The sequence below is a fragment of the Martinezella miluonensis genome (assembly GCF_900094545.1).
Lineage (GTDB): Bacteria > Pseudomonadota > Alphaproteobacteria > Rhizobiales > Rhizobiaceae > Rhizobium > Rhizobium miluonense.
In genome coordinates this window covers 157633-183441 of sequence record NZ_FMAH01000001.1, presented here as the reverse complement: position 1 = coordinate 183441, position 25809 = coordinate 157633, and the positions used below count along the sequence as shown (strand labels likewise).

Here is a 25809-nt window from a genome sequence, read left to right as displayed (position 1 = left end):
GCAATTGATGGATGACGCCGTAAAATCCCTCGAGGAACTTTGCGCCGAGCGCGGCATGCGCATGACAGAGCAGCGCCGGGTCATCGCGCGCATTATCGAGACATCAGAGGATCACCCGGATGTCGAGGAGCTCTATCGCCGCTCCGTGCTGGTGGACGCGAAAATCTCGATCTCGACTGTGTACCGCACCGTGAAGCTGTTCGAGGATGCCGGGCTGCTCGCCCGCCATGATTTCCGCGATGGACGCTCCCGCTATGAAACGGTCCCCGAAGAGCATCACGATCACCTGATCGACCTGAAAAGCGGCGAAGTGATCGAATTTCACTCGCCGGAAATCGAGGCTTTGCAGGAGCGTATTGCCCGCGAACACGGCTTCAAACTCGTCGACCACCGGCTGGAGCTTTACGGCATCCCGCTGAAGAAGGACGAAGCTTGACGTGAAGGCTGTCATGCAGGAGCAAATGATTTGATGACCTGGCTGCGCATCGGCTGTGCTGCCGCGGTCATCTGTGTCGTCAGCGCCGTGATGCTGCCGCTGCAGATCCTCTGCCTGCGCTTCGATTGGAGGCTGAGGCGCTACCTGCCGCGCTACTGGCATCGTATCGTCTGCTATTGGCTTGGCGTGCGCATTCATGTGGTCGGCAAGATGGAGACGAGCCGACCATTGATGCTGGCTTCCAACCATTCGTCCTGGCTCGATATTCTCGTCCTCTCGGCGGTGGCCGACGTCTCCTTCATCGCCAAGTCGGAAGTGCGGGATTGGCCGATCTTCGGTCAGTTCGCGCAGTGGCAGAAGAGCGTGTTCGTCGAGCGCGAGCAGAAGCGCAAGACGGGCGAGCAGGTGAACGAGATCGCCGATCGCATGGCTGATGGCGAAATCATGGTGCTGTTTCCGGAGGGAACCACCTCGGACGGCAATCGGCTTCTGGAGGTCAAGTCCTCGCTCTTTGGCGCCGCTGCGGCAGCCCTTCCGAAGGCGCCGGATGCCGTCGTGCATGTCCAGCCGGTTGCGGTCGTCTATACCCGCGTTCATGGCACGCCCATGGGCCGCTATTATCGCCCGCTCACGGCATGGCCCGGCGATATCGAGCTCGCGCCGCACCTGAAGGGCATCGCCCAATGCGGTGCCATCGATGTCGATGTCTGCTTCGGTGAGGCCGTGGATTATCGCGCCGGCACCAACCGCAAGGAAGTCAGTGTCACCATTGCGCGGCGTATCCGCGCGATGCTCGCCAGCCGCCTGCTCGGCCGCGAGATCGCTTGATTTCCAGGTGATTTCAACTTTTTCATTTTCTCCGAAAGCAAAAGCCACTACATAGCGGCCCATGACCAAGGACAGCCTGACCCTCGACGCCCCGGCGACCGACGCTTTGCAGCTCGGCTCCCGCGACGGCTCCAACAGCCGCAAGGTCTTCATCAAGACCTACGGCTGCCAGATGAACGTCTATGATTCCACGCGGATGAGCGATGCGCTCTCCCGCGATGGCTATGAGCCAACCGAGGATATGGAGGAGGCAGATCTCGTCCTGCTGAACACCTGTCACATCCGCGAGAAGGCGGCGGAAAAGGTCTATTCCGCGCTTGGTCGCCTGCGCGAGATGAAGAAGCGCAAGGCTGCCGACGGTCGCGAGATGATGATCGGCGTCACCGGCTGTGTCGCCCAGGCCGAAGGCGAGGAGATTCTTCGCCGCGCGCCCGCTGTCGATGTCGTCATCGGCCCGCAGACCTATCATCGCCTGCCGGACGCGCTTCGTCGCGCCAAGCAGGGCCAGCGCGTCGTCGATACGGAATATGCGATCGAGGACAAGTTCGAACATCTGCCCATTGCCGAGAAGACGAAGATCCGCGCGCGCGGCGTCACCGCCTTTCTGACGGTGCAGGAAGGGTGTGACAAGTTCTGTACTTTCTGCGTGGTTCCTTATACGCGCGGCTCCGAAGTCTCCCGTCCGGTCTCCCAGATCGTCGAGGAGGCCGAAAAACTTGTGGATGGCGGTGTGCGCGAAATCACGCTGCTCGGCCAGAATGTCAACGCCTGGCATGGCGCTGGTCCTGCTGGCGAAGCCTGGAGCTTGGGCGATCTTCTCTACCGCCTGGCCGAGATCCCCGGTCTTGCTCGTTTGCGTTACACGACCAGCCACCCGCGCGACATGGATGATCGCCTGATCGGTGCGCACCGTGATCTGCGCACGCTGATGCCCTATCTGCATCTGCCCGTTCAGGCCGGTTCGGACCGGATTCTGAAGGCGATGAACAGGCGGCACACAGCCGCGGAATACCTCACGCTCATCGAGAAAATCCGCACCGCACGGCCGGATATCGCCCTTTCGGGCGATTTCATCGTCGGCTTCCCGGGGGAGACAGATCAGGATTTTGAGGATACACTCAAGCTGATCGAGGAGGTGAATTATGCACAGGCCTTCTCGTTCAAATATTCCACGCGGCCGGGTACGCCCGGCGCGGAATTGAAGGACCAGGTGCCCGAAGAGGTCAAAACCAAGCGGTTGGAACGGTTGCAGGCGCTGTTGCTAAGGCAGCAGCATGCGTTTGCCGAGGCCTGCGTGGGCAAAACAGTGGATATCCTTCTGGAAAAGCCGGGCCGCATGCCTGGCCAGTTGATTGGACGCTCTCCCTGGCTGCAATCTGTGAATGTTGATGCAAAAGCATCGCAAATCGGTGACATTATTAACGTACGAATCACCGGAACTAGCACCAACAGCCTGTTTGCTGATTTGCTCTAGGTTCCGGACCGGCACAAGGAGCCACACCGCTTGAACGGACAGGAATTGGTTTCTTCTTCATCGCGCCAGCCCCGCACCGCGAGCGACGCAAATCACTTCATCTTGACGTTCGAAAATAATCGGTTCGCCAGCGAGCTGTTCGGTCAGTTCGATCAGAACTTGAAGCTGCTTGAGGAGCGCCTCGGCATCGATGCCAGAGCTCGCGGCAACTCGGTCGTCATAACAGGCGATGTGCCAGCCACCAATCAGGCGCGCCGGACGCTCGATTATCTCTATGACAAGCTGCAAAAAGGCGGCAATGTAGAGCGTTCCGATGTAGAAGGCGCGATCCGCATGGCGGTTGCCGCCGATGACCAGTTGACGCTGCCGACCATGGAGAGAAAAGCCAAGTTGACGATGGCGCAGATTTCGACGCGCAAGAAGACGATCATTGCGCGCACGCCGACGCAGGATGCCTATATGCGGGCGCTTGAGCGGTCCGAAATGGTCTTCGGTGTCGGCCCGGCCGGTACCGGCAAGACCTATCTCGCCGTCGCGCACGCCGCCCAGCTTCTGGAACGCGGTGCGGTCGAGAAGATCATCCTGTCGCGCCCGGCCGTCGAAGCCGGAGAGCGCCTCGGCTTCCTGCCCGGCGACATGAAGGAAAAGGTCGATCCCTATCTGCGTCCGCTCTATGACGCGCTCTACGACATGATGCCGGGCGACAAGGTCGAACGTGCCATCACCGCCGGCGTCATCGAGATCGCGCCGCTCGCTTTCATGCGTGGCCGCACGCTCGCCAACGCCGCCGTCATCCTCGACGAGGCGCAGAACACGACATCCATGCAGATGAAGATGTTCCTGACCCGTCTCGGCGAGAATTCGCGGATGATCATCACCGGCGATCCGAGCCAGATCGACTTGCCGCGCGGCGTCAAGTCGGGGCTGGTCGAGGCGCTGCAGCTGCTGAACGGCGTCGAGGGCGTCACCATCGTCCGCTTCAAGGATACCGATGTCGTCCGTCATCCTCTGGTGGCGCGCATCGTCCGGGCCTACGATTCCACCTATGCCGCCCAGGCAGAGGAAAGCGCACCGCAGATCTGATCTGCGGTGCGGAAACCTATGACCGAACTCGACATACAGATTAGCTTAGAGGAGGGCGATTGGCCCTCCGAAGAGGAATTGCAGTCGCTCGCCGAGCGCGTGCTGGGCAAGGCTGCAGCCTATCTGAAGAAGCACGAGAAGCAGCCTTTTCCGAAAATGGCGCCGGAATTGTCGCTGGTGTTTACCGACGACGCTTCGATCCGCGAGATCAATGCGGAATGGCGCTCGCAGGACAAGGCGACGAATGTACTTTCGTTCCCCGCCTTTCCGCTGGAGCCCGGCGGCAAGCCCGGCCCTATGCTCGGCGATATCATCATCGCCAGAGAGACGGTGGAGCGTGAAGCCGCCGATCTCGAAAAGAGTTTTGACGACCATCTGACCCATTTGATGGTGCATGGTTTCTTGCATCTCTTCGGCTACGATCATATGAATAATAGCGAAGCTGAAAGAATGGAGGGGCTGGAGACTCGCATTTTGGCGGAGCTTGGCCTATCTGATCCCTATGCGGGACAGGACCCCATTTGATTTGAACCCTGTCTGACCAGGAACAATGAGCGACTTTACGACAAGACCGGCCCCTGAGGCCAAAGATGGAGCCGATGTGGCCTCCTCCGATGAGGCTGGCAGTAGTAGCACCGGCAAGCGATCTCAATCTTCATTTTGGGCGCGTGCAGCGCGTATTCTTCGCCCGGCGCAGGGCGCCGCGCGGTTGCGTGAGGATCTCGCCGACGCGTTGATGACCAACGCCGCCGATGACGATGCCTTCTCCCCGGATGAGCGGGCAATGCTGCACAACATCCTGCGCTTCCGCGAGGTGCGCGTCGAGGATGTCATGGTGCCGCGCGCCGACATCGAGGCCGTGGACCAGAACATCACTATCGGCGAGCTGATGATCCTGTTCGAGGAAAGCGGCCGCTCGCGCATGCCTGTTTACGCCGACACACTGGATGATCCGCGCGGCATGGTCCATATCCGCGACCTCCTGTCCTTTGTCGCCAAGCAGGCCCGCAACAAGCGGCGCGCCGGCAGTGCCAAGACGGCCGCCGCTGCGACGACGGGTGCCACCACCGAGAAGGCGCCACGCTCCGCCAAGCCGAATTTCGATCTTTCGCGCGTCGATCTGCAGAAGACGCTGGCCGAGGCCGGCATCATCCGCAAGATCCTGTTCGTTCCGCCCTCGATGCTCGCCTCCGACCTCCTACGCCGTATGCAGGTCAACCGCACGCAGATGGCGCTTGTTATCGACGAGTATGGCGGCACGGACGGCCTGGCCTCGCATGAGGATATCGTCGAAATGGTCGTCGGTGACATCGACGACGAGCACGATGACGACGAGGTGATGTTCAAGCGCGTCTCCGAAGATGTCTTCGTTGCCGATGCCCGTGTCGAGCTGGAAGAGATCGCCGCGGCGATCGGCCCGGATTTCGACATCAGCGAGCAGGTGGACGAGGTGGACACGCTTGGCGGCCTGATCTTCTCGGCGCTTGGCCGCATTCCCGTGCGCGGCGAGCTCGTGCAGGCGCTGCCGGGCTTCGAGTTCCATATCCTCGATGCCGATCCGCGCCGCATCAAGCGGGTGCGCATCACCCGCAAGCGGCATGCTGTGCGTCGAAGGCCGGCAAAGGCTGAAGGCGAGAGCGGCACGCCGGAGCGCGGCTTGTCGTCACCGGATGCAATTGCTGAGGAAACTCCAATCGAGCGCAACGCCGCCGGCCAATAAGTTCCGCTTCGGCGGGACAAACCGGCAATTCTTTGAAAGACTGCCGCCAGTTGATTCGCAGTTGGACGGAGCTGGCGCATGGAATGGCTTTCGGGCAGGGTGATCCTCGTCTGGGGTTTAAAACGTGCGTTGCTTGCGATTTTGGCCGGTGCCGTCGGCGTGCTGGCGCTGCCGCCCTTCGGCTTTTTTGCGGCGATGTTCATCTCCTTCACGCTGCTCGTCTGGCTGCTCGATGGCGTCGCTGCCAGTCCCGATAGCGGGCTTCTCGGCCGGCTGTGGCCGGCCTTCTTCACGGGCTGGCTGTTCGGCTTCGGCTATTTCGTCGCCGGCCTATGGTGGCTCGGTCATGCGCTGCTGATCGATGCCGAAGAGTTTGCCTGGGCCTTGCCGCTGGCAATCTTCGGCCTGCCGGCCTTCCTGGCGATTTTCTACGGCGTGGCGACAGTGCTCGCCCGCATCCTGTGGTCCGACGGGATGGGCCGTATCGCGGCGCTCGCTTTCAGCTTCGGCATCCTCGAATGGCTGCGCAGCTTTCTCTTCACCGGCTTTCCCTGGAATGCCATCGGCTACGGCGCCATGCCCGTTCCGCTGATGATGCAGTCGGCGCATCTGATCGGCGTGCTCGGGGTGACGGTGCTTGCCGTCTTCGTCTTCGCCGCGCCGGCCTTGCTCGGCACGCGCCAGGGGCGGGTGCCCGGGATCGGGCTTGCTGTCATGATCGCCGCCGCCCATTTCGGCTATGGCTATTATGCGCTGAACCTGCCGGATACGCCGGCGGCGAGCGGCAAGGTGACCCCCGTCGTGCGCATCGTCCAGCCGTCCATCGACCAGGAAGCGAAGATGGACACGGATGCGGATCGCACCGCCATCTTCGACAAGCATCTGGCGCTCTCCGTGCAGCCGTCTGCAAATGGCGGCAAGCGCCCCGATATCATCGTCTGGCCCGAGACGGCCGTCCCGTTCATCCTCACAGACAACAGGGATGCGCTCGCTCGCATCGCCGATCAGCTGGAGGACGATCAGGTCCTGATCACAGGCGCCGTTCGTGTCGAGGATATGGGCCCTGGCGCCGCGCCGCGCTACTACAATTCGATCTACGTCGTCGATGGTCGCGGCCAGATCCTCGACGCCTCGGACAAGACCCATCTCGTGCCCTTCGGCGAATATGTGCCCTTCGAGCATATACTGAGTTATCTCGGCATCGAGAATGTCGTGGAACTGCCGGGAGGGTTTTCCGCGGCCACCAAGCGGCAGCTGTTGGCCATGCCTGACGGTATCAAACTCTACCCGCTGATCTGCTACGAGATCATCTTTCCGAACGAGATGACGCCGGAAATCCGGCAAGCCGACGCGATCCTGAACGTGACGAACGACGGCTGGTTTGGAGATACGCCAGGCCCTTATCAGCACTTCCTGCAGGCAAGGGTGAGGGCAGTCGAACAAGGGCTTCCTCTGATTCGCAGCGCCAATACGGGCATCTCAGCCTTCGTCGATCCGCATGGCCGGGTGATCTCCGGAATCGGCTATAATCAGGAGGGATTTATCGACACGACTTTAAGTGGTGCAACTGTGTCGAGCGTCGATGATAAAGCCCGGAAAACATACTTTTGGTTGATTGTCGGTCTGGTCGGCATGGTCGCCGCCATTTCACGCATGGGTTTTATTCCAAGGGTGAATTGACCAAAAAACCCTAAAATTGCATAGTGCTGGCTATCCGCCTTTTGAACGTAGACTGGAGGCCTTGGGGGCGTCGGCTGCAACGTGGCGTTATAGGGGTGGAGAAGGGTACCGGGTGGCAGGTCCTGAATTCAACCTATGTTAGGGTAAAATGATGATTGAAAACAAAAAGAAGCCGAACCCCATCGACATTCATGTCGGTAGCCGCATACGCCTCCGCCGCACGATGCTTGGCATGAGCCAGGAGAAACTCGGCGAAAGCCTTGGAATCACGTTTCAGCAAATCCAGAAATACGAAAAGGGCACCAACCGCGTTGGCGCCAGCCGCCTCCAGAATATCTCCAGCATTCTCAATGTCCCGGTCTCTTTCTTCTTCGAAGACGCTCCGGGCGAGCATACGGCTACTGCGGGGGGCATGGCCGAAGCATCCAGTTCTAATTATGTCGTCGATTTCCTGTCCTCTTCGGAAGGGCTGCAGCTCAATCGCGCCTTCGTGAAGATTTCCGACGGCAAGGTCCGGCGCAAGGTGGTCGAGCTGGTCAAGGCGCTTGCCGCCGAGGCGGATGCCGAATAGGCCTTCCGTGACGATACAAACCGAAGAAGCCGGGAGGCGGTCATTTTGGCCGCCTTTTCTGCATTTACGGCAAAATTTTATCACTTCGGCCGGGATATAAAGATATATTTATGTCCTTGTTCGTCTTGTTTTTCGAGGCAGAGACGAATATCAAGAGCGAAGATTTGTTCTTTGAGGGGAATCCCACATGCGCGCGAATTATCTGTTCACGAGTGAGTCCGTTGCCGAAGGTCACCCGGATAAAGTTTGTGACCGCATTTCTGATGAAATCGTCGATCTGGTCTACCGCGAGGCCGCAAAGACCGGCGTGAATCCTTGGGGCGTGCGCATTGCCTGCGAGACCCTTGCCACCACCAACCGTGTCGTCATCGCCGGCGAAGTTCGTCTTCCGCCGAGCCTGATGAAGAAGGACAAGGATGGCAACGACGTCATCAATCCTTCGAAGTTCAAGGCTGCTGCCCGCCGCGCCATCAAGGATATCGGCTACGAACAGGACGGCTTCCACTGGAAGAAGGCGCGCATCGACGTGCTCCTGCACTCGCAGTCTGCCGATATCGCCCAGGGCGTCGACAATGCTGCCGACCAGCAGGGCGACGAAGGTGCCGGCGACCAGGGCATCATGTTCGGCTACGCCTGCCGCGAAACCCCGGATCTCATGCCGGCGCCGATCTACTATTCGCACAAGATCCTGCAGCTGCTCGCAACCGCCCGCAAAAAGGGCGATGGAGACGTTGCCAAGCTCGGCCCGGACGCCAAGAGCCAGGTAACGGTCCGCTACGTCGACGGCCAGCCGTCCGAAGTGACCTCGATCGTGCTGTCCACGCAGCATCTCGACGATAGCTGGGATTCAAACAAGGTTCGCGCCGTTGTCGAACCCTATATCATCGAAGCACTCGGCGACCTGAAGATCGCCTCCGATTGCAAGTGGTACATCAACCCCACTGGTAAGTTCGTCATCGGCGGCCCGGACGGCGACGCCGGCCTGACCGGCCGCAAGATCATCGTTGACACCTACGGCGGCGCAGCTCCGCATGGCGGCGGCGCTTTCTCGGGCAAGGACACGACCAAGGTTGACCGTTCTGCAGCCTATGCCGCCCGCTACCTCGCAAAGAACGTCGTTGCCGCCGGCCTGTCCGATCGCTGCACGATCCAGCTCTCCTACGCCATCGGCGTCGCTCAGCCGCTGTCGATCTATGTCGACCTGCACGGCACGGGCAAGGGCGTAACCGAGGACCAGGTCGAAGCGGCTATCCGCAAGAACATGGACCTCTCGCCGACGGGCATCCGCCGTCACCTCGACCTCAACAAGCCGATTTATGCCAAGACCTCGGCCTATGGCCATTTCGGCCGCAAGGCCGGCCGTGACGGTTCCTTCTCCTGGGAGCGTACCGATCTGGTGAAGGCCCTCAAGGAAGCTGTGAAGGTCAAGGAAGCTGCATGATCGACGTCGAGCGCCGGTCGCGGGCGACGGAAGCATTCTTCGGGCGGCGCAAGGGTAAAGCCTTGCGCGGCCAGCAGGCGGAAACGCTGGAAGCAATGCTGCCGCAATATATCGTCGATCTTTCCGCTCCGGCGCCGCAGCCGCTGAATGATCTCTTCCCCGAGCAGACCGAGCGTCTGCGCTTGGAGATCGGTTTCGGTGGCGGCGAGCATCTGATTCATAGGGCATTGGAACAGCAGGCGACCGGCTTCATCGGCGTCGAGCCCTTCGTCAATTCGATGCAGAAACTGCTTGCGCGCATCGGTGAGACCGGCGCCCGCAATATCCGCGTTTACAACGACGACGCCACCCAACTGCTGGACTGGCTGCCGGATGGCTGCCTGGATCAGATCGATCTGCTCTATCCCGATCCCTGGCCGAAGAAGAAGCACTGGAAGCGCCGTTTCGTTTCGCAGGTCAATCTCACGCGCTTCCATCGCGTGCTGAAGCCGGGCGCGCGCTTCTGCTTCGCATCCGACATCGATACCTATGTCAATTGGACACTGCAGCATTGCCATGCTCATGGTGGCTTCGAATGGACTGCGCGGAATGCTGCCGATTGGCTGACGCCCTACGAGGGTTGGCCGAGCACGCGCTACGAGGCAAAGGCCCGGCGCGAAGGGCGCTCGTCGGCTTATCTGACCTTCAGGAAAATCTGATCGCTTGATTTATGGCTGGAGCAGGTGACTGCTCCTGTCGCATCACCCCGTCAGGACCGCCGCGCAAGGGGCGGTCTGGATCATGCACGCGCGTCGCAATACGGGGCCGTTCGGCGGTCCTTGCGAACGGTGAACCTCACCGTTGAGCGGCACTTCCGGTCAGTGCAGGCTAACCGTCTTCAGTTCGTCTTCGGCAGCACGATAGAACGTGCTGGACCGATTGTCCGTCAGCAGAATTGGTGTGCCATCCGCGCCGAAAAGCGCCCAGAGGTCGACATCCGGATCGATTTCAGGCGCTTCCGGAAAGCAGCGGGAGACCTCGTTCCAGTCCATTTTCCTGATATAGGCTACCTCGCCGGCACCAATGTCGGCAAGCTCGGATTGGGTCAGGCGGGCGGTGGCTTCTTTCAACAACACCTTCGTACCTCCAGTGTGAGGGACCAACGGCCTAGAGCATGATGCCGAAAAGTGTAAGCGGTTTTCGGGCGACATCATGCTCTAGTTATTTGATTCTAGAGCGGATTCAGATTTTAGGTCGATTCGACCTGAAATCATCCGGCTCTAGTCCGTTGTCCTACTGTGAGACCGAAATGTTAATTTTCTTTACCATGCGGTTCGGTTCCGGCCGAATGAGATCGACTGAGAGCAGGCCATTCTTCAGAATGGCGCCAAGGACTTGCATCCCATCAGCAAGCACGAAGATGCGCTGGAACTGCCGGGCCGCGATGCCGCGATAAAGATAGTCGCGCTCGCTCTGTTCGACCTGGCGCCCGCGGATCAGAAGCTGGTTTTCTTCCGTGCTGACATCGAGCTCATCTTCCGAGAAACCGGCCACAGCAAGCGTGATGCGCAGGCGCTCCGGCTCGCCCGAAAGGCGGTCTGCCTGCATGCGCTCGATATTGTAGGGAGGATAACCGTCACTGGCCTTGGAAATCCGCTCCAGCGTCTTTTCCATAGTGTCGAAGCCCAGAAGCAGCGGGCTGGCAAAGGGAGTCGTCCGGCTCATCGTCTCAAGTCCTTGGGTAACAAGCGACCGTTCCGGACCTGATTTTCAGCACCCGGTTGCCACTAATATGGGAGTACGCGCCTTTGAGTGCAAGGCATGGCGTCTTCGCATTTGCGAGATCGAATCGCGCAGCGAAGAATCGTTTGGTGACATGCTGCCCGAGCGCTTGACAAAGCCGGACCGGACTCGCGACAAAGCCTCTCAATCTGCACCGGAGGAAAGTTACAGACATGACCGAACCCAGAAAAATCATCATCGATACAGACCCTGGTCAGGACGACGCTGCAGCGATCTTTCTCGCCTTCGGCAGTCGCGAGGAAGTCGATGTGCTCGGTATCACGACCGTTGCCGGCAACGTGCCGTTGCGGCTGACGAGCCGCAACGCCCGTATCGTTTGCGAGCTCTGCAATCGTCGCGACGTGAAGGTTTTTGCCGGCGCCGACGCACCGCTCAAGCGCAAGCTGGTCACCGCCGAGCATGTGCATGGCAAGACCGGCCTGGACGGTCCGGAACTGTCCGAACCGACCATGGAACTGCAGCCCGGCCACGCCGTCGATTTCATCATCGACACGCTGCGTAAGGAACCGGAAGGCGCTGTCACGCTTTGCACGCTTGGTCCGCTGACCAATATCGCGACGGCCTTCCAGAAGGCGCCTGACATCATCGGCCGCGTGCGCGAGCTAGTGATGATGGGCGGCGGTTTCTTTGAGGGCGGCAACATCACGCCGGCCGCCGAATTCAACATCTATGTCGATCCGGAGGCGGCGGATGTCGTGTTCCGCTCGGGCGTACCGATCGTCATGATGCCGCTCGATGTCACGCACAAGCTGCTGACGCGCAAGGATCGCGTCGCCCGCATCGCTGCCGTCGGCACGCCGGCCGCCAAGGCCATGGTCGAGATGCTGGAATTCTTCGAGCGCTTCGATATCGAGAAGTACGGCTCGGATGGCGGCCCGCTGCACGACCCGACCGTCATCGCCTATCTGCTGAAGCCCGAGCTCTTCAAGGGCCGCGAGTGCAATGTCGAGATCGAGGTGACATCCGAGTTGACGGTCGGCATGACCGTCGTCGACTGGTGGCATGTCACCGACCGCAAGCACAATGCCAAGGTCATGCGTGATGTCGATGCCGATGGCTTCTTCGCGCTGCTGACGGAACGCTTCGCTCGCATCTGATCGTCTGATACAAATGAAAAGGCCGCCGGATCGCTCCGGCGGCCTTTTCGTAGCTTAAACTAAGCCGGCTCAGAATTCTTCCCAGTCGTCCTGTGCCAGAGCGTTGGCACCGTGCGTCTGCGGCTGAGCCTTGCGCATCGGGGCCGCCGCAGGCGCTGCCGCTCTGCGCGGGGCTACGGGTGCCCGCATCTGCTGAGCCGCTGCTCTCAGGGCGCCGGCATTGTCCTGTACACTGTGCGAGGTGCGGAAACGCGCGACAAGGCCTCTCAGGGTCTGGGCTTCTTCGGCAAGGGTCACGCTGGAGGCCGTGGTCTCCTCGACCATCGCGGCATTCTGCTGCGTCACCTGATCCATCTGGTTCATAGCCGAATTGATTTCCTTCAGCCCGATCGCCTGCTCGCTCGCGGAGGCGGAGATCTGGCGGATTAGGCCGTTGATCTCCATGACCTGCTGGGCGATCTTGTGCAGGGCGTTGCCGGTGCGACCGACCAGATCGACGCCTTCCTTGACCTGACCCGCCGAGGTGTTGATCAGCGTCTTGATCTCCTTGGCGGCATTGGCCGAGCGCTGGGCCAGTTCGCGAACTTCCTGGGCGACGACGGCAAAGCCCTTGCCCGCTTCGCCTGCACGGGCGGCTTCGACGCCGGCGTTCAGGGCGAGCAGGTTCGTCTGGAAAGCGATTTCGTCAATGACACCGATGATGCGCGAGACTTCCAGAGACGATTGCTCGATGCCGTGCATGGAAGCGATAGCCTTCTGCACGATCTCGCCGGAATGCTCGGCATCCTGGGAGGCCGCATTGACGCTGCTTGCGGCTGTGCGGGCGTTTTCGGCGCTGGAGTTGACCTGCGCGGTAAGCTCGTTGAGGGCTGCTGCCGTTTCCTCGAGACTTGCTGCCTGCTGCTCGGTGCGGCGGGCAAGGTCGGAGGCGCTGTTGCTGATTTCGCCCGTGCCGCTGCCGATGTTGCCGACGCTGACATTGACGGTGTGTACCGTCTCTTCGATGCTGGCGAGAGCGGCGTTGAAATCCTGCTTCAGCTGAGCATATTCGCCGGGGAAGTCGTCGGTGATGCGGTGGCTGAGATTGCCCTTCGACAGCTCGGCCAGGTTATGGCCGAGAATGCCGACGATATGGCGCTGCAGGGCGACGCTCTCATTGCGCTCCGTTTCCGAGCGGCGACGCTCGCCTTCGGCGGCCTGACGCTGATCGTTGGCTTCGCCTTCCAGGCGCTTGGTATCGGCAAGCGCAAAGCGGAAGCCTTCCAACGCCTTTGCGACCGAGCCCACTTCGTCTGCCCGTTCCTGACCGTCGATCGGCTTGGCATAGTTGCCGGCGCTGAGACCATTGACGCTGGCAACGAGGCCGGCAAGCGGCTTCTGCACGAAGCTGCGCACAGCCGCGTAGAGAGCGAACATGACGGCGGCAAGCACGAGGATGCCGGAGATGACCATCGTGTAGGTCTGATCGCGCACCGGTGCTGCGATCGCGCTGTGCGGCACGTCGATGAGAACGACCCACGTGGCGTTGAGGCCCGGAACCGCGAAAGGATAGACGACGCGGTCGAATTCTTCGCCGCCGTTTTCGGAAAGATTCTTGAGGATGCTTGCGGAAGACGAGGTCAGTGCCGCCTTAACGACGTCGACGCCTGAACCATTATAGTCCTTCATCAGCAGGTCAGCGGTCGGTGCTACCAGCCACTTGTTATCCTGCGAAAGCAGCAGGACGCGGCCAGACCCGAACGGATGCAGCTTCTGCAGCTTCGTGTAGAGCGAGGAGAGAGAGAGGTCGACGCCCGCGACGCCGATCATCTTGCCGCCGGACATGACCGGATAGGCGATGGAGCTCATGGTCGTCGGAACGTCGGTGCCCTGTGCAAGGTAGGGCGGCGTGATCGCGCCCTTGCCGCTGTCAGCTGCGAGCTTCCACCAGGCGGCGGTATAATCGTTGTCGAAGGTGGAGAACTGGATGCCGCCATCCTTCGTCTTCGACCAGTAAGGTGCGAAGGCGCCCTTCTCATTGACGCCCTGATCCTTGTTGTTGGCGAGTTCGGTCGTCTTGCCGTCTATGGCGCCGAGCTGCTCGCAGAACCAGCTGCCGAAGGCAAAGGCGTTCTGCTCGACATTGGCCTTGAGGATGTTGATGATACCCTTGCGATCGAGATTGTGGCCCTCGTGGGCGCGGCCGATGACGGCGGCCATGGAGCGGGCGGCACTGGCCATTTCGCCGACATTGGCGGCGATCTCGTTGGAAATGGATTTGGCCTCGGTGTTGGCCTGATCCATCGTCAGTGTCTCGACGCGGTCGCGCGTCTGCGAAATCAGCAAAAAGTTGGAGACCAGCAGGACAAGCGCAATCGCCAGCCCGGTGACCAAGATCAGCTTGGCCGCAAGCGACTTCATACGAAAGATGAACATCATTTCCTCAAAAAAGCGATGCGTCGGATACACATTATCCGGATGCAAAGTCGGCGCAGGATGGCCCTGTCATGGAGCCGCCGTGAGAATTGCCGCCGCGGCCGGAAGGTATACGCGCCAGGCCAGAGGAATATGATACGGAAGCGCAAAAATTTAATTAATTGCGCTTCGCTGTATTCATGAAATTTTATACTTAAAGATTCTCGGCAACTTCGCTGGCAACCGGAATGGATGGCTGAGCGCCAGGCTTGAGGCAGGCGAGCGAACCGGCGACGGCGGCGCGGCGCAGGCTGGCGTGGAAATCAAGGCCCTGGTCGAGGCTGGCTGCGAAATAGCCACAGAACGTATCACCCGCGCCGACGGTATCAACCGGCTCGATGACCAGACCCTTGGCGCGGGAAACCTCGCCGTCGCGGATCGCGATCACGCCATCACCGCCAAGCGTCACGATCAGCGTCTGGCCGGTTTCGCCGTGAAGGCGCACGAGGGCTGCCTCACGCTCGGCCGCCGACATGTTGTCCTGGCCGGCCAGCCTCTCAAATTCCGTCTCGTTGGCAATGACGATATCAGCGAGCCTCCCAAGGCGCGCGGCTTCGGGGATCAGGGGAGCGAGATTGAGCACGGTCCGCACACCCTTGGCCTTGGCGGCACTCAGGGCCGTCTCGACGGCGGCAACCGGAATTTCGAGCTGAAGCATCAGCGTGTCGCCGGGGTTCAGCGCCGCGACGGCGGCCGTTGCGTGCTCGGCCGTATTCGTGCCGTTGGCGCCGGGAACGACGGCGATCATGTTCTCTCCGTCGCCGCCCACCAGGATCAGGGCCGTGCCGGTTGGCTCGGCGACGCGGCGGGTGGCGGAAAGGTCGGTGCCGGCAGCGCCGAGCAGCGCGAGCGCGGGTTCTGCAAAGCTGTCATTGCCGACCGCACCGCTAAGCCTCACCGTTGCGCCGGCGCGGCGTGCTGCAAGCGCCTGGTTGGCGCCCTTGCCGCCGGCGGCGGTGGCAAAGCCGTTGCCGGCGACGGTCTCGCCCGGCTTCGGCAGACGATCCGTGGTGGCAATAAGGTCCATGTTGATGGAGCCAAAAATAGTGATCATGCGATATCCTGCCCTGGGTGTTGATCCTGCATGATCCTGCCCGAAGGCCTGTTATGTCTTTTGGGATCACACATCGATTGAGCGCGACACTGCCCGAAGCGATCAGTCTTCGTCAACCACCCTGAGCTTGAGTTGGCTGGTACGGTTGTCGACCGGCTTGGGCCTTTCTTCCGGGCGCGTCTTTGCCGGCTCCTTTGCTGCCTCGAATTCCAGCGCCTCTATCCGCTCGCCACGCCTTGCCAGCTTGTCGGCCGAGGTGACGATCGTGTCGACATCCTTCTGCGCCATGGCGAAATGACCCTGAAGCTTGCGCACCCTCTCATCCAGGCGCGAGAGATCCTCCATCAGATGCGCCACTTCGCTCTGGATGACATGCGCCTGCTCGCGCATGCGCTGGTCCTTCAGCACCGCCTGGATGACCTGGATCGACAGCATCAGCAGCGAAGGCGAAACGATAACGATGCGGGCGCGCTGGGCTTTCTGCACGATCGCCTCGAAATTCTCGTGGATCTCGGCGAAGATCGATTCCGAGGGTACGAAGAGAAAAGCCGTGTCCTGCGTCTCGCTCGGAATGAGATATTTCTCGGCGATGTCGCGGATATGCAGCTCAAGATCCCGGCGGAACTGCTGCGCGGCGATCTTGCCATGCTCGGGACTGGCGGCGCTGCGAATGGCGTTCCAGGCTTCGAGCGGAAACTTGGCGTCGATGACCAACGGCGGCGAGCCGTTCGGCATGCGAATGGTGCAATCCGGCCGGGAGCCGTTCGAAAGCGTCGGCTGGAACGCATAGGCGCCCATCGGCAGCCCGTCGGCGACGATGGTCTCCATGCGTGCCTGGCCGAAGGCGCCCCGCGTCTGCTTGTTGGAAAGAATGGCCTGCAGACCGACGACATCCTTCGCCAGCGACTGGATATTGGTCTGCGCCGCGTCGATGACGGCGAGCCTCTCCTGCAGGCGGCGCAGGTTTTCATGCGTCGAGCGCGTCTGCTCGCCGATCGTCGCGGTCACCCGCTGCGACATGCCATCCAGACGCTGCCCAATGGCCTGATTGAGTTCGGCCTGCCTGGAGCCGAAGACTTCGGCCATGGTGGCGAGCCGCCCCTGCATCTCCGCCTGCGACCGCAACAGCGCGGCCATCGTATGCTCGGCATCAAGCATATCGTCTTCCGCGCGTGCCTTGCTGCGAACGAAAAGGACGATCACCGCGATAGCAAGCAGGATGACAAGGCCGGTCAGAACCTGGACGGTGGAAATGGATTGGCCGAAGATGATGAAGGACATGAAACCTGGCGTGCTTGTGAAAGTCTTATTGGCACCATAGCAAAATTGTTGCGAACATCCAGATCAAACCATGAACAAAATTTCAGAGCCATTTCCGTCGACCAGGATGGCGCTCGATGAAAAAACAAGCCTTCACCGCCATCTTGGCGATTCCATCGTACAACAAGATGCGTTATGGGAAACGTCATGACGATCAAGCCACTCATCATTTTGCCCGACCCGCTGCTCCGCCAGGCTTCCAAGCCCATCGAGCAGATCGACACCGAAATTCAGCGCCTCGCCGACGACATGCTGGAAACCATGTATGACGCGCCAGGTATCGGCCTTGCGGCGATCCAGGTCGGCGTTCCCCGCCGCTTGCTTGTCATCGATGTCGCGCGCGAAGGCGAAGAGAAGAAGCCGCTGGTCTTCATCAACCCGGAGATCGTCGCTTCGTCCGACGACCGTTCGGTCTACGAGGAAGGCTGCCTTTCCATTCCGGATTACTATGCCGAAGTTGAGCGCCCGGCGCGCGTCACCGTCAAGTATCTGGATCGCAGCGGCAAGGAACAGATCACGGAGGCTGACGGCCTGCTGGCGACCTGCGTGCAGCACGAGATCGATCACCTGAACGGCGTGCTGTTCATCGACTATATTTCTCGCCTGAAGCGGGAGATGGTGATCAAGAAGTTCACCAAGGCTGCCAAGGCCAAGGCGCTCTGATCTCTCGCCATTGAAAGACCGGGTTGATGCGCCTATGATATCATTGATATCAGTGGGAGATAGCGTATGAGTGATCTTTTGATTCGCGATATTTCCGAGCCGATGAAGCAGGATATCGCAGAACGGGCAAAGCAGGCTGGGCGCAGCCTCTCGGACGAAGCGAAGGAACTCTTGCGGAAGGCCTTGGTGGCAGAGAACAGCGAAAAGGAGAGCTCCCGATTGTCTGCTTGGGAACTACTTCGGCCAATTCTCTACGATGGCGATGATGCCGCGGCGACGGAATACGCTCGTATCATGGATGAAATCGAGGTGGAGCGAAAGAAGGACTTCGGCCGTCCGGTCGAGGATTTCGAATGATCGTCCTCGATACGAACGTCATTTCCGAATTGGAAAAGCCTGTACCCGATCAAGATGTTACTATCTGGATGAAAGCTCAGCCAAGCACCGAGCTCTATCTTTGTGATGTCGTGGTGATGGAGCAATCCTATGGTGCGGAGCGTTTTTTACTTCGCACACAATCTGATCGCTACGCGCGAATTTTCAATACGTTGCTAACGTCGTTCCATGGCAGGATACTTCGGTTCGATCAGAATTCCGCCATCGAGACGGGACGTATTCGCGCCCGTCGCGATCGCACGGGCCATCAGATTTCGGTGCAGGACGCCATGATCGCCGCCATCTGCCTTGCGAACGGTGCGACATTGGCGACGCGCAACACAAAAGACTTCGAGGGGCTTGATCTCAAGCTCATAAACCCGTTTGAAGGCGGCTAACGTTTGACCCCGATGGCGCGCGCAGTTGCCGCCAGGTCACTCGAAACTTGATACTTTAGCCGGATGGATCGCATGTCGCTCAACATCATTTTCATGGGAACGCCCGAATTTTCCGTACCGACGTTGCGGTCTTTGATCGATGCCGGGCATAAGGTGCGCGCCGTTTATACGCAGCCGCCGCGGCCGGGCGGCCGGCGCGGGCTCGACCTGCAGAAATCGCCGGTGCATCAGGCGGCCGAATTGCTGGGCCTGCCGGTTTTCACGCCAGTCAATTTCAAGGATCCCGACGAGCGCCAGCGCTTTCGCGATCTGGATGCCGATGTCGCGGTCGTCGTCGCATACGGCCTGCTGCTGCCGGAAGCGATCCTCACCGGCACGCGCCTCGGCTGCTATAACGGTCACGCCTCGCTGCTGCCACGCTGGCGCGGCGCGGCTCCGATCCAACGGGCGATCATGGCGGGCGACGCCAAGACCGGCATGATGGTGATGAAGATGGACAAGGGGCTCGATACCGGGCCGGTCGCTCTGACACGCGAAGTCGAGATCGGCGACACCATGACATCAGGCGAGCTGCATGACAGGCTGATGCTCGTCGGCGCCAAGGCGATGGTCGAGGCGATGAACAAGCTGGAGCATGACGAACTGCCGCTGACCGCTCAGCCGTCCGAAGGCGTTCTTTATGCAGCAAAGATCGACAAGGGCGAAACCCGCATCGATTTCGGCAAGCCAGCGACCGACGTTCACAATCATATTCGCGGTCTGTCGCCTTTTCCCGGCGCATGGTTCGAGGCTGATATCGCCGGTCGGCCGGAGCGCATCAAGGTGCTCGGCTCGGAATTGGCCGATGGCAACGGAGCGTCCGGCCAGGTCCTGACGGATGATCTTGTCATTGCCTGCGCTTATGGTGCCATCAGGCTTACGAAGCTGCAGAAGGCCGGCGGCAAGCCGCTGGCGGCGGCCGATTTCCTGCGCGGCACGCCGATCGCGCCTGGCACCGTGCTTGCGTCGGAGCAAGCGTGATGCCGCGTTACAAAATGACCGTCGAATATGACGGCGTCCCCTATGTCGGCTGGCAGCGCCAGGAGAACGGTCCTTCCGTGCAGGGCGCGATCGAGGGTGCCATCTTCTCGCTGACGGGCGAGACGGTTTCGATCCGTGGAGCGGGACGCACCGATTCCGGCGTTCATGCCATGGGTCAGGTCATGCATGCCGATCTTTCCAAGGAATGGAAGATCTACACGCTGCGCAATGCGCTCAATGCCCATCTGAGGCTCGCCGGAGAGCGGGTCGCCATTCTCGATATCGCCGAGGTCGATAAGAGCTTCGACGCGCGCTTTTCGGCCATTCGCCGCCACTATCTCTATCGCATCATCGCCCGCCGCGCGCCCCTGGCGCTGGAAGCCGGACGCGCATGGTGGGTGCCGAAGGACATGGATTACGAGGTCATGCATGCCGCCGCGCAGACACTTGTCGGCCGGCATGATTTCACCACCTTCCGTTCGGCGCATTGCCAGGCGAATAGCCCGGTGCGCACGCTCGACCGGCTGGATGTGACGCGCAGCGGTGAACTGATCGAGATCCGCGCCACGGCGCAAAGTTTCCTGCACAATCAGATCCGTTCTTTCGCCGGCACGCTGAAGCTCGCAGGCGAGGGCAAGTGGACGCCGGACGATGTGCGCGCAGCGCTCGAAGCTCAGGATCGCAAGGCCTGCGGTCCTGTTGCTCCGCCGGACGGGCTTTACTTCATGCAGGTGGATTATCGCGATGGCACCGGTGCGGCTGGCGGCGATGGCGATAATGTCGATGAGGGCGAGGATCTCTCGTAGTCCTGCCCCGCGTGTCTCAACCCGGCGGATAGACGCCGAGGAAGCGCTGCAGGAAGTCCGTCAGCAGCATGCTGGGGATCATCAGCACCAGCGTCAGCGCACCGATGAAGAGCGGATGGGCACCGCAGATCATCCTGAGGATGCGCGCCAGCGAGAAGATGACCGCCATCATCAACACCAGCCAGAGTAGCGCCACCAGCCCGCTGGAGCCAGGGACAAAGGCGATCAGCGCAATGAGCAATGCGTTCAGATAGGACGTCGGTACCCCAAGCCAGTTCACCGCAACAACGATCGGCGCGAACTTGTCGCCGAATCGGAAGATGAGCAGCAGCACGCCGGCGAGAACGAGTGGGATCACCCAGTTTGTGGCTTCGACCAGCGCCAGCCGCAGGAAGAAGGCAAGACCCGTCGACGTTTCGGGCGGCATCGCGGTCAGATAGGCCCGCTGCCACCACAGCCAGGAAATGCCGATCGGCGGCAGGCTCCAGAGGATGGCCCAGAAGGAGCGCAGCATGCCGCGGTCCGATATGTCCAGATACTGGAAGCCGCGCGCATCCATGCGGATCAGCAGCCAGAGGCCGGACAGATAATATTGGACTTCCCTAAAGGTCGGCATTCTCGAACCAGCGCTGGATGAAGGTCTGGTAGATCTCGGTCAGCGTTTCGAGATCCGAGACTGCGACGCGTTCGTCGACCATGTGCATGGTCTGGCCGACGAGGCCGAATTCGACGACCGGGCAATAGTCTTTGATGTAGCGGGCGTCGGAGGTGCCGCCTGTGGTCGAAAGCGCCGGCCTTTGACCGGTGATGTTTTCGACGGCGGAAGAGAGCGAGGCGATCAGCGCATTGTTGCGCGTCAGGAAGACATGGCTTGGGCGCTCCGACCAGGTGATGTCGTATCTGGTCGGCTCGCGGCCCGGGCGCAGCGTCTGGTCGGCTGCGGCCGCATCCAGGCGGGCCAGGATTTCGGCCTTTAGAGCATCGACCGTCCAGGTGTCGTTGAAGCGGATGTTGAAGGCGGCGGTAGCCTTGGCGGCGATGACGTTGGTGGCTGCATTGCCGACGTCGATGCTCGTGACTTCGAGGTTTGACGGCTGGAAATTATCCGTGCCGGCGTCGAAGGGCGGATCGAGCAGCGCCTCCGTCAGCTTGACAATGCTGCGCACCGGGTTGTCGGCGAGGTGCGGATAGGCGGCATGGCCCTGAACGCCGTGGACGGTGATGAAGCCGGAGATCGAGCCGCGACGACCGATCTTGATCATGTCGCCGAGCCGATTGGGGTTGGTGGGTTCGCCGACGAGCGACGCATCCCATGTCTCGCCGCGCTCGGCTGCCCATTGCAGCAGCTTGACCGTGCCGTTGATCGCCGGGCCTTCTTCATCGCCGGTGATCAGGAAGGAGATCGAGCCGGCGGGCTTGCCGTGCTTTTCGATATGACGCGCCACGGCGGCCACGAAGCAGGCAATGCCGCCCTTCATGTCGACAGCGCCGCGGCCGAAAAGCTCGCCATCGGCGATTTCGGCGGCAAAGGGCGGATGGCTCCAGGAGGCGGCGTCGCCGACAGGAACGACATCCGTATGCCCGGCAAACATCAGATGCGGCCCGTCGGTGCCAAGCCGCGCATAGAGGTTTTCGATATCGGGTGTTCCTGGCTCGTTCGCCGTCATGCGCTCGATCTTGAAGCCGAGCGGCGCCAGCATGCCAGCAAGCGCCGTGAGCGCGCCGCCCTCGGCGGGGGTCACGGAAGCGCAGCGGATCAGGGTTTGCAGATTGGCGATGGGATCGGTAGCGGTCATCGGGGGCAATTTATCCGGCGGGAAATGGCAAAGCGATGGCAAGGGTCGGCGATAGGCCGAAAAATCCTTGCCGCGATTCCAGCAATCGCACGGGCATAGTCATCCGGCAAGCGTAAGGGAAGCACGATATGAGTACCGCGCTCCCCAATCGATGATCAGTCGCGCAGCAGCTCGTTGATGCCGGTCTTCGAGCGGGTCTTCTCATCGACGCGCTTGACGATGACGGCGCAATAGAGGCCGGGGGCCGGCTGGCCGTTCGCCATCGTATTGCTGCTCGGCAGCGAACCGGCAACGACGACCGAGTAGGGCGGAACTTCGCCGTAGGTGATCTCGCCGGTGGCGCGATCGACGATCTTGGTGGACTTGCCGATGAAGACGCCCATGCCGAGCACCGATCCCTCGCGGACGATGCAGCCTTCCACGACTTCGGAGCGGGCGCCGATGAAGCAATTATCCTCGATGATCGTCGGGCCGGCCTGCATCGGCTCCAAGACGCCGCCGATACCGACACCGCCGGAGAGGTGCACATGCTTGCCGATCTGGGCGCAAGAGCCGACGGTCGCCCAGGTGTCGACCATGGTGCCTTCGCCGACATGAGCGCCGAGGTTGACGAAGGACGGCATCAGGATGGCATTGGGGGCAATATAGGCGGAGTGACGCACGACGGCGTTGGGCACGGCGCGGAAGCCGGCCTCGCGGAAGCGGTTCTCACCCCAGCCTTCGAATTTCGAGGGAACCTTGTCCCACCAGGTCGCGCCGCCGGAGCCGCCTTCGACAATCTTCATGTCGTTCAGGCGGAAGGAGAGCAGGACAGCTTTTTTGAGCCACTGATTGACGGTCCAGTTGCCGTCCGCACCGCGCTCTGCGACGCGAACCTTGCCGCTATCGAGGAGGTTGAGCGCCGTCTCGACGGCGTCGCGGACTTCGCCGCGCGTCGACGTGTTCACGTTGTCGCGATTGTCGAAAGCAGCCTCGATAGACTTTTCGAGGGAGGCGAGATCGTTAGCGCTCATGGGAATTCCTTAAAACGTCAGTGCCTATCGTGATTTCCGGCAGCGGCTCCGGATATGGTCGATTGGTCCTATAACATGAAGCTTGAAAATGGAATGTCTTTTCCGCGCCGATTGAGCTTGGATTCAAGGCGTTGTAGGGGCATATGCAAGAGCTTGGCTATTCCTGCCTGCGGGCGAGAATAGCGCGTCACGATCGATTCGAAAGGCATGAATAGATGAGCAAGGGGAAGAATGGCAGGCTGAGGCGCAAGGATGGGGTATGGGATCCCCTGAAGACGAGCTCGGCGGACAAGAAGCGGGCCGAATCCGTGCCGCGCACGCCGCAATCGATGTCGCCTTCCTACCGGCTTGCCTATGCAGACGAGGATTTCTTGTGCCGTGAGGAATTACGACCGATCCGCCTGCAGCTCGAGCTGCTGAAGACCGAAATGTCGCTGACCGAGCGCGGCATTAAGTCGACCGTCGTGATGTTCGGCGGTGCCCGCATTCCCGCACCCGGCACCAATGCCTGGGCTGCCCGCAACGACGTGCAGCGCGTCAATCTCGAAGCCGCATCGGTCTACTATGAAGAGGCGCGCAAGTTCGCCCGGCTTTGCTCCCGTTATTCCGCCGGCTTCGATTTCCATGAATATGTCGTGGTGACCGGCGGCGGTCCGGGCGTGATGGAGGCGGGCAACCGCGGTGCGGCCGAAGAGGGGGCGCCTTCGATCGGCCTCAACATCGTCCTGCCGCACGAACAGGCGCCGAACGTCTATGTGACGCCGGAGCTCAGCTTCAACTTCCATTACTTCGCGATCCGCAAGATGCACTTCATGGTGCGCGCCAAGGCAATCGCCGTCTTCCCGGGCGGCTTCGGCACGATGGATGAGCTGTTCGAATGCCTGACGCTGATCCAGACCGGCCGCATGGAGCGCCTGCCGCTCATTCTCTTCGGCGAGAAGTTCTGGCGCAGCATCATCAATTTCGATGCGCTCGCCGAATTCGGCACCATCGCTCCCGACGACGTCAATCTGATCAGCTTTGTCGATACCGCGGATGAAGCTTGGAAGATCGTCGCCGATTTCTACGAGCACGATAACGGCCATTGATCGACGAAAGGCCCGCCGTCGCATCGCGAAGGCGGGCCTTTCGGTCTTGGGATATTCTTCAAAGCAATCCGTGCAGCGTGCCGATGCTTCTTCGGATCGCGCCGGATCGACCGGTTTACAGCAGCGGCCGGTTCGGCATGTCGTCCAGCGAGATCACGCCGTCATGGTTGCGATCCATGCGGTCGAAGAGCTTGTTGGCCGCGTCTTCGGCTTCCTGCTTGCTGATCTGGCCGTTCTCATCCTTGTCGATGCGATGGAACAGCATCATGCCGCGCATGAAGCCTGCCTCATGCATGAAGCGGCCATGTGGCCTGTGGTGGCGCGGACGGTTGTCGCCGTTATCGTCGGCCTGGGCCTGGTCGCCCTTGGTTTGATCACCCTTGGTCTGATCGTTCTGGGCCTCATTCTTGCCCTGATCGCCGTCTGCCTTGGCGCGTTCGGCCTTCCATTCCTTGATGCGTTCCTGACGATAGGCACGCAGCTCGCCGGGCGTGATTTCGCCGTCGTGGTTCGTGTCGATCTGATCGAAGATCTTGTCGACGCCAGCCTTCACCTCGTCCCGGGTGACCTTCGTGTCGCCCGGCTGGCCGAATTGCTTCAGCATGCGCACATAGACGATTTCCGGTGAAAAGCGCGGTCCGTGCCAACGTCCGCCATGATGACCATCCCCTGCTTCATCGCCTTGGGCAGCGAAGCTCACCTGGGCGGCAGCGCCCACCAGAAGGGCTGCGGAAAGTCCTGCAAGAAGAAATTTTTTCCCGTTCATCGTTTTTCCTTTCGTGTCGAGGAATGGTCAAACGATACGGCTGGCCGTTAAAAACGACCAATTAAACCTCTGTAACGCGGATGAAACTTTCGTAACCCCGTCCTGATGAATGGTTAAACCAGCGCCTTGAGGAAGGCCGTGAGGTCGTCGGTCACATAGTCGATGTGGTCGTCCTCGCCGGTCGTGCGCTCCCACCATTCGACGATAGCAGTCTCGAGGTTCCGCGGAACAAGCAGCACGGTCTTCATGCCGAGCGCCTTGGGCACGGTGAGGTTGCGCGGCAGGTCCTCGAACATCGCCGCCTTCTTCGTATCCACACGATTGAGGCTCATGAACTTGTCATAGGTGCTGCCGGCAGGCTTGGGCACAAAATCGGCCGCGACGATATCGAAGATGCCGTCGAAATTGTCGAGGATACCGAGCGCACCGGCCGTCGCCTCGGCGTGCTTCACGCTGCCGTTCGTGAAGATGAACTTGCGCCCCGGCAGCGCCTTGATAGCGGCTGCCAGCTCCGGCTGTGGCGTCAGCGCCGAATAGTCGATCGCATGCGCTTTTTCCAGAAAGTCGTTCGGGTCGATGCCGTGATGGATCATCAGCCCCTGCAGGGTCGTGCCGTGCTCCAGATAATACTGCTTCTGCAGCTTGCGCGCGTCTTCCCGCTCCATTTGCAGCAGAGCCGAGACATAGGCCGTCATGTTCTTGTCGATCTGCGCGAAGAGATCGACGTGATGCGGATAGAGCGTGTTGTCGAGATCGAACACCCAATCGCGGATATCGGAAAAGTCTGCAGGTTCGGATAGCGTTTTTGTCTGGCTCATGGCCGCGTTATGACATGCCGCCTCCGCCAAGGAAAAGGAAAATATTCATGTTGCGGCATATGGGGCCGCTGATGGAGATTGCCGGTTGATCCAATGCCGACTATGTTTCCACCATTGATTTCCGGG

At 60.7% G+C, this 25809-nt stretch carries 27 protein-coding genes; 17 read left to right on the top strand and 10 right to left on the bottom strand.

What is annotated here, in order from left to right; translation table 11 throughout:
* The first annotated feature begins 7 nt into the window (after nucleotides 1-7).
* The 10 genes from GA0061102_RS00910 to trmB all read left to right on the top strand — a co-directional run bounded on the left by GA0061102_RS00910 (nucleotide 8) and on the right by trmB (nucleotide 9931).
* On the top strand, nucleotides 8-436 hold the full coding sequence (locus tag GA0061102_RS00910; protein ID WP_034488903.1) for a Fur family transcriptional regulator: 429 nt from the start codon (nucleotides 8-10) through the stop codon (nucleotides 434-436).
* Between the two features lie 30 nt (nucleotides 437-466).
* Entirely contained in the window at nucleotides 467-1264 is a 798-nt protein-coding gene (olsA, locus tag GA0061102_RS00905) for a lyso-ornithine lipid O-acyltransferase (RefSeq protein ID WP_092843150.1), read from the top strand.
* Between the two features lie 61 nt (nucleotides 1265-1325).
* Nucleotides 1326-2738: a tRNA (N6-isopentenyl adenosine(37)-C2)-methylthiotransferase MiaB gene (gene miaB / locus GA0061102_RS00900; protein ID WP_092843148.1), complete on the top strand. Its 1413-nt coding sequence runs from the start codon at nucleotides 1326-1328 to the stop codon at nucleotides 2736-2738.
* A 30-nt stretch (nucleotides 2739-2768) separates the two neighbouring features.
* Nucleotides 2769-3821 carry a PhoH family protein gene (locus tag GA0061102_RS00895; protein WP_092843147.1) on the top strand — a complete coding sequence of 351 codons (1053 nt, stop codon included), beginning with the start codon at nucleotides 2769-2771 and terminating at the stop codon, nucleotides 3819-3821.
* 18 nt (nucleotides 3822-3839) lie between these two features.
* Nucleotides 3840-4346, top strand: a complete 507-nt coding sequence (ybeY, locus tag GA0061102_RS00890) for an rRNA maturation RNase YbeY (RefSeq protein ID WP_092843145.1) — start codon at nucleotides 3840-3842, stop codon at nucleotides 4344-4346.
* Nucleotides 4347-4371: 25 nt separating this feature from the next.
* On the top strand, nucleotides 4372-5541 hold the full coding sequence (locus tag GA0061102_RS00885) for a hemolysin family protein (RefSeq protein ID WP_092843143.1): 1170 nt from the start codon (nucleotides 4372-4374) through the stop codon (nucleotides 5539-5541).
* A 78-nt stretch (nucleotides 5542-5619) separates the two neighbouring features.
* A complete protein-coding gene (lnt, locus tag GA0061102_RS00880; protein WP_092843142.1) occupies nucleotides 5620-7221 on the top strand; it encodes an apolipoprotein N-acyltransferase in 1602 nt (533 codons plus the stop codon).
* Between the two features lie 151 nt (nucleotides 7222-7372).
* Nucleotides 7373-7792, top strand: coding sequence for a helix-turn-helix domain-containing protein (locus GA0061102_RS00875; protein ID WP_004120823.1), 420 nt, complete (start codon nucleotides 7373-7375; stop codon nucleotides 7790-7792).
* 187 nt (nucleotides 7793-7979) lie between these two features.
* Nucleotides 7980-9233 (top strand): methionine adenosyltransferase, encoded by a 1254-nt coding sequence (gene metK, locus GA0061102_RS00870; RefSeq protein WP_092843140.1) that lies wholly within the window; start codon nucleotides 7980-7982, stop codon nucleotides 9231-9233.
* On the top strand, nucleotides 9230-9931 hold the full coding sequence (gene trmB, locus GA0061102_RS00865) for a tRNA (guanine(46)-N(7))-methyltransferase TrmB (RefSeq protein WP_092843138.1): 702 nt from the start codon (nucleotides 9230-9232) through the stop codon (nucleotides 9929-9931). The genes metK and trmB overlap by 4 nt, the downstream gene beginning before the upstream one ends.
* 159 nt (nucleotides 9932-10090) lie before the next feature.
* Here trmB and GA0061102_RS00860 read toward each other — a convergent pair whose 3' ends face one another.
* Entirely contained in the window at nucleotides 10091-10348 is a 258-nt protein-coding gene (locus GA0061102_RS00860) for a BQ00720 family protein (RefSeq protein ID WP_092843136.1), read from the bottom strand.
* A 157-nt stretch (nucleotides 10349-10505) separates the two neighbouring features.
* Nucleotides 10506-10937, bottom strand: a complete 432-nt coding sequence (locus GA0061102_RS00855; protein ID WP_092843134.1) for an Hsp20 family protein — start codon at nucleotides 10935-10937, stop codon at nucleotides 10506-10508.
* Between the two features lie 230 nt (nucleotides 10938-11167).
* Here GA0061102_RS00855 and GA0061102_RS00850 point away from each other — a divergent pair, with 230 nt between their 5' ends.
* A complete protein-coding gene (locus GA0061102_RS00850) occupies nucleotides 11168-12112 on the top strand; it encodes a nucleoside hydrolase (RefSeq protein ID WP_092843132.1) in 945 nt (314 codons plus the stop codon).
* A 69-nt stretch (nucleotides 12113-12181) separates the two neighbouring features.
* On the opposite strand, the gene GA0061102_RS00845 is transcribed toward GA0061102_RS00850, so the two are convergent.
* The 3 genes from GA0061102_RS00845 to GA0061102_RS00835 all read right to left on the bottom strand — a co-directional run bounded on the left by GA0061102_RS00845 (nucleotide 12182) and on the right by GA0061102_RS00835 (nucleotide 16901).
* Nucleotides 12182-14527 carry a methyl-accepting chemotaxis protein gene (locus GA0061102_RS00845; RefSeq protein WP_092843660.1) on the bottom strand — a complete coding sequence of 782 codons (2346 nt, stop codon included), beginning with the start codon at nucleotides 14525-14527 and terminating at the stop codon, nucleotides 12182-12184.
* A 193-nt stretch (nucleotides 14528-14720) separates the two neighbouring features.
* Nucleotides 14721-15620, bottom strand: a complete 900-nt coding sequence (locus GA0061102_RS00840; protein WP_092843130.1) for a ribokinase — start codon at nucleotides 15618-15620, stop codon at nucleotides 14721-14723.
* A 102-nt stretch (nucleotides 15621-15722) separates the two neighbouring features.
* The gene (locus tag GA0061102_RS00835; protein ID WP_092843128.1) at nucleotides 15723-16901 is read right to left on the bottom strand and encodes a DNA recombination protein RmuC; all 1179 of its coding nucleotides are present in this window, start codon (nucleotides 16899-16901) and stop codon (nucleotides 15723-15725) included.
* Nucleotides 16902-17087: 186 nt separating this feature from the next.
* Here GA0061102_RS00835 and def point away from each other — a divergent pair, with 186 nt between their 5' ends.
* The 5 genes from def (at nucleotide 17088) to truA (ending at nucleotide 20202) form a co-directional block, all read left to right on the top strand.
* A complete protein-coding gene (def, locus tag GA0061102_RS00830) occupies nucleotides 17088-17603 on the top strand; it encodes a peptide deformylase (RefSeq protein WP_092843126.1) in 516 nt (171 codons plus the stop codon).
* Between the two features lie 66 nt (nucleotides 17604-17669).
* A complete protein-coding gene (locus tag GA0061102_RS00825) occupies nucleotides 17670-17960 on the top strand; it encodes a FitA-like ribbon-helix-helix domain-containing protein (RefSeq protein ID WP_092843124.1) in 291 nt (96 codons plus the stop codon).
* A complete protein-coding gene (locus GA0061102_RS00820; RefSeq protein WP_092843122.1) occupies nucleotides 17957-18376 on the top strand; it encodes a type II toxin-antitoxin system VapC family toxin in 420 nt (139 codons plus the stop codon). Before GA0061102_RS00825 ends, GA0061102_RS00820 begins: the two co-directional genes overlap by 4 nt.
* Before the next feature lie 72 nt (nucleotides 18377-18448).
* A complete protein-coding gene (fmt, locus tag GA0061102_RS00815) occupies nucleotides 18449-19396 on the top strand; it encodes a methionyl-tRNA formyltransferase (RefSeq protein ID WP_092843658.1) in 948 nt (315 codons plus the stop codon).
* Nucleotides 19396-20202 (top strand): tRNA pseudouridine(38-40) synthase TruA, encoded by an 807-nt coding sequence (truA, locus tag GA0061102_RS00810; protein WP_092843120.1) that lies wholly within the window; start codon nucleotides 19396-19398, stop codon nucleotides 20200-20202. Before fmt ends, truA begins: the two co-directional genes overlap by 1 nt.
* 16 nt (nucleotides 20203-20218) lie before the next feature.
* Here the strand turns inward: truA and GA0061102_RS00805 are convergent, their stop codons facing one another.
* The 3 genes from GA0061102_RS00805 to dapD form a co-directional block, all read right to left on the bottom strand.
* Nucleotides 20219-20818 carry a hypothetical protein gene (locus tag GA0061102_RS00805; RefSeq protein ID WP_092843118.1) on the bottom strand — a complete coding sequence of 200 codons (600 nt, stop codon included), beginning with the start codon at nucleotides 20816-20818 and terminating at the stop codon, nucleotides 20219-20221.
* Entirely contained in the window at nucleotides 20805-21998 is a 1194-nt protein-coding gene (dapE, locus tag GA0061102_RS00800) for a succinyl-diaminopimelate desuccinylase (protein WP_092843116.1), read from the bottom strand. Before dapE ends, GA0061102_RS00805 begins: the two co-directional genes overlap by 14 nt.
* A gap of 155 nt (nucleotides 21999-22153) precedes the next feature.
* On the bottom strand, nucleotides 22154-23011 hold the full coding sequence (dapD, locus tag GA0061102_RS00795) for a 2,3,4,5-tetrahydropyridine-2,6-dicarboxylate N-succinyltransferase (protein WP_092843114.1): 858 nt from the start codon (nucleotides 23009-23011) through the stop codon (nucleotides 22154-22156).
* Between the two features lie 215 nt (nucleotides 23012-23226).
* On the opposite strand from dapD, the gene GA0061102_RS00790 reads away from it, so the two are divergent.
* Nucleotides 23227-24099 (top strand): LOG family protein, encoded by an 873-nt coding sequence (locus GA0061102_RS00790; RefSeq protein ID WP_092843112.1) that lies wholly within the window; start codon nucleotides 23227-23229, stop codon nucleotides 24097-24099.
* 115 nt (nucleotides 24100-24214) lie between these two features.
* Here the strand turns inward: GA0061102_RS00790 and GA0061102_RS00785 are convergent, their stop codons facing one another.
* A complete protein-coding gene (locus GA0061102_RS00785) occupies nucleotides 24215-24865 on the bottom strand; it encodes an EF-hand domain-containing protein (protein WP_092843110.1) in 651 nt (216 codons plus the stop codon).
* Nucleotides 24866-24978: 113 nt separating this feature from the next.
* Nucleotides 24979-25683 carry a pyrimidine 5'-nucleotidase gene (locus GA0061102_RS00780; RefSeq protein WP_092843108.1) on the bottom strand — a complete coding sequence of 235 codons (705 nt, stop codon included), beginning with the start codon at nucleotides 25681-25683 and terminating at the stop codon, nucleotides 24979-24981.
* Between the last annotated feature and the right edge of the window lie 126 nt (nucleotides 25684-25809).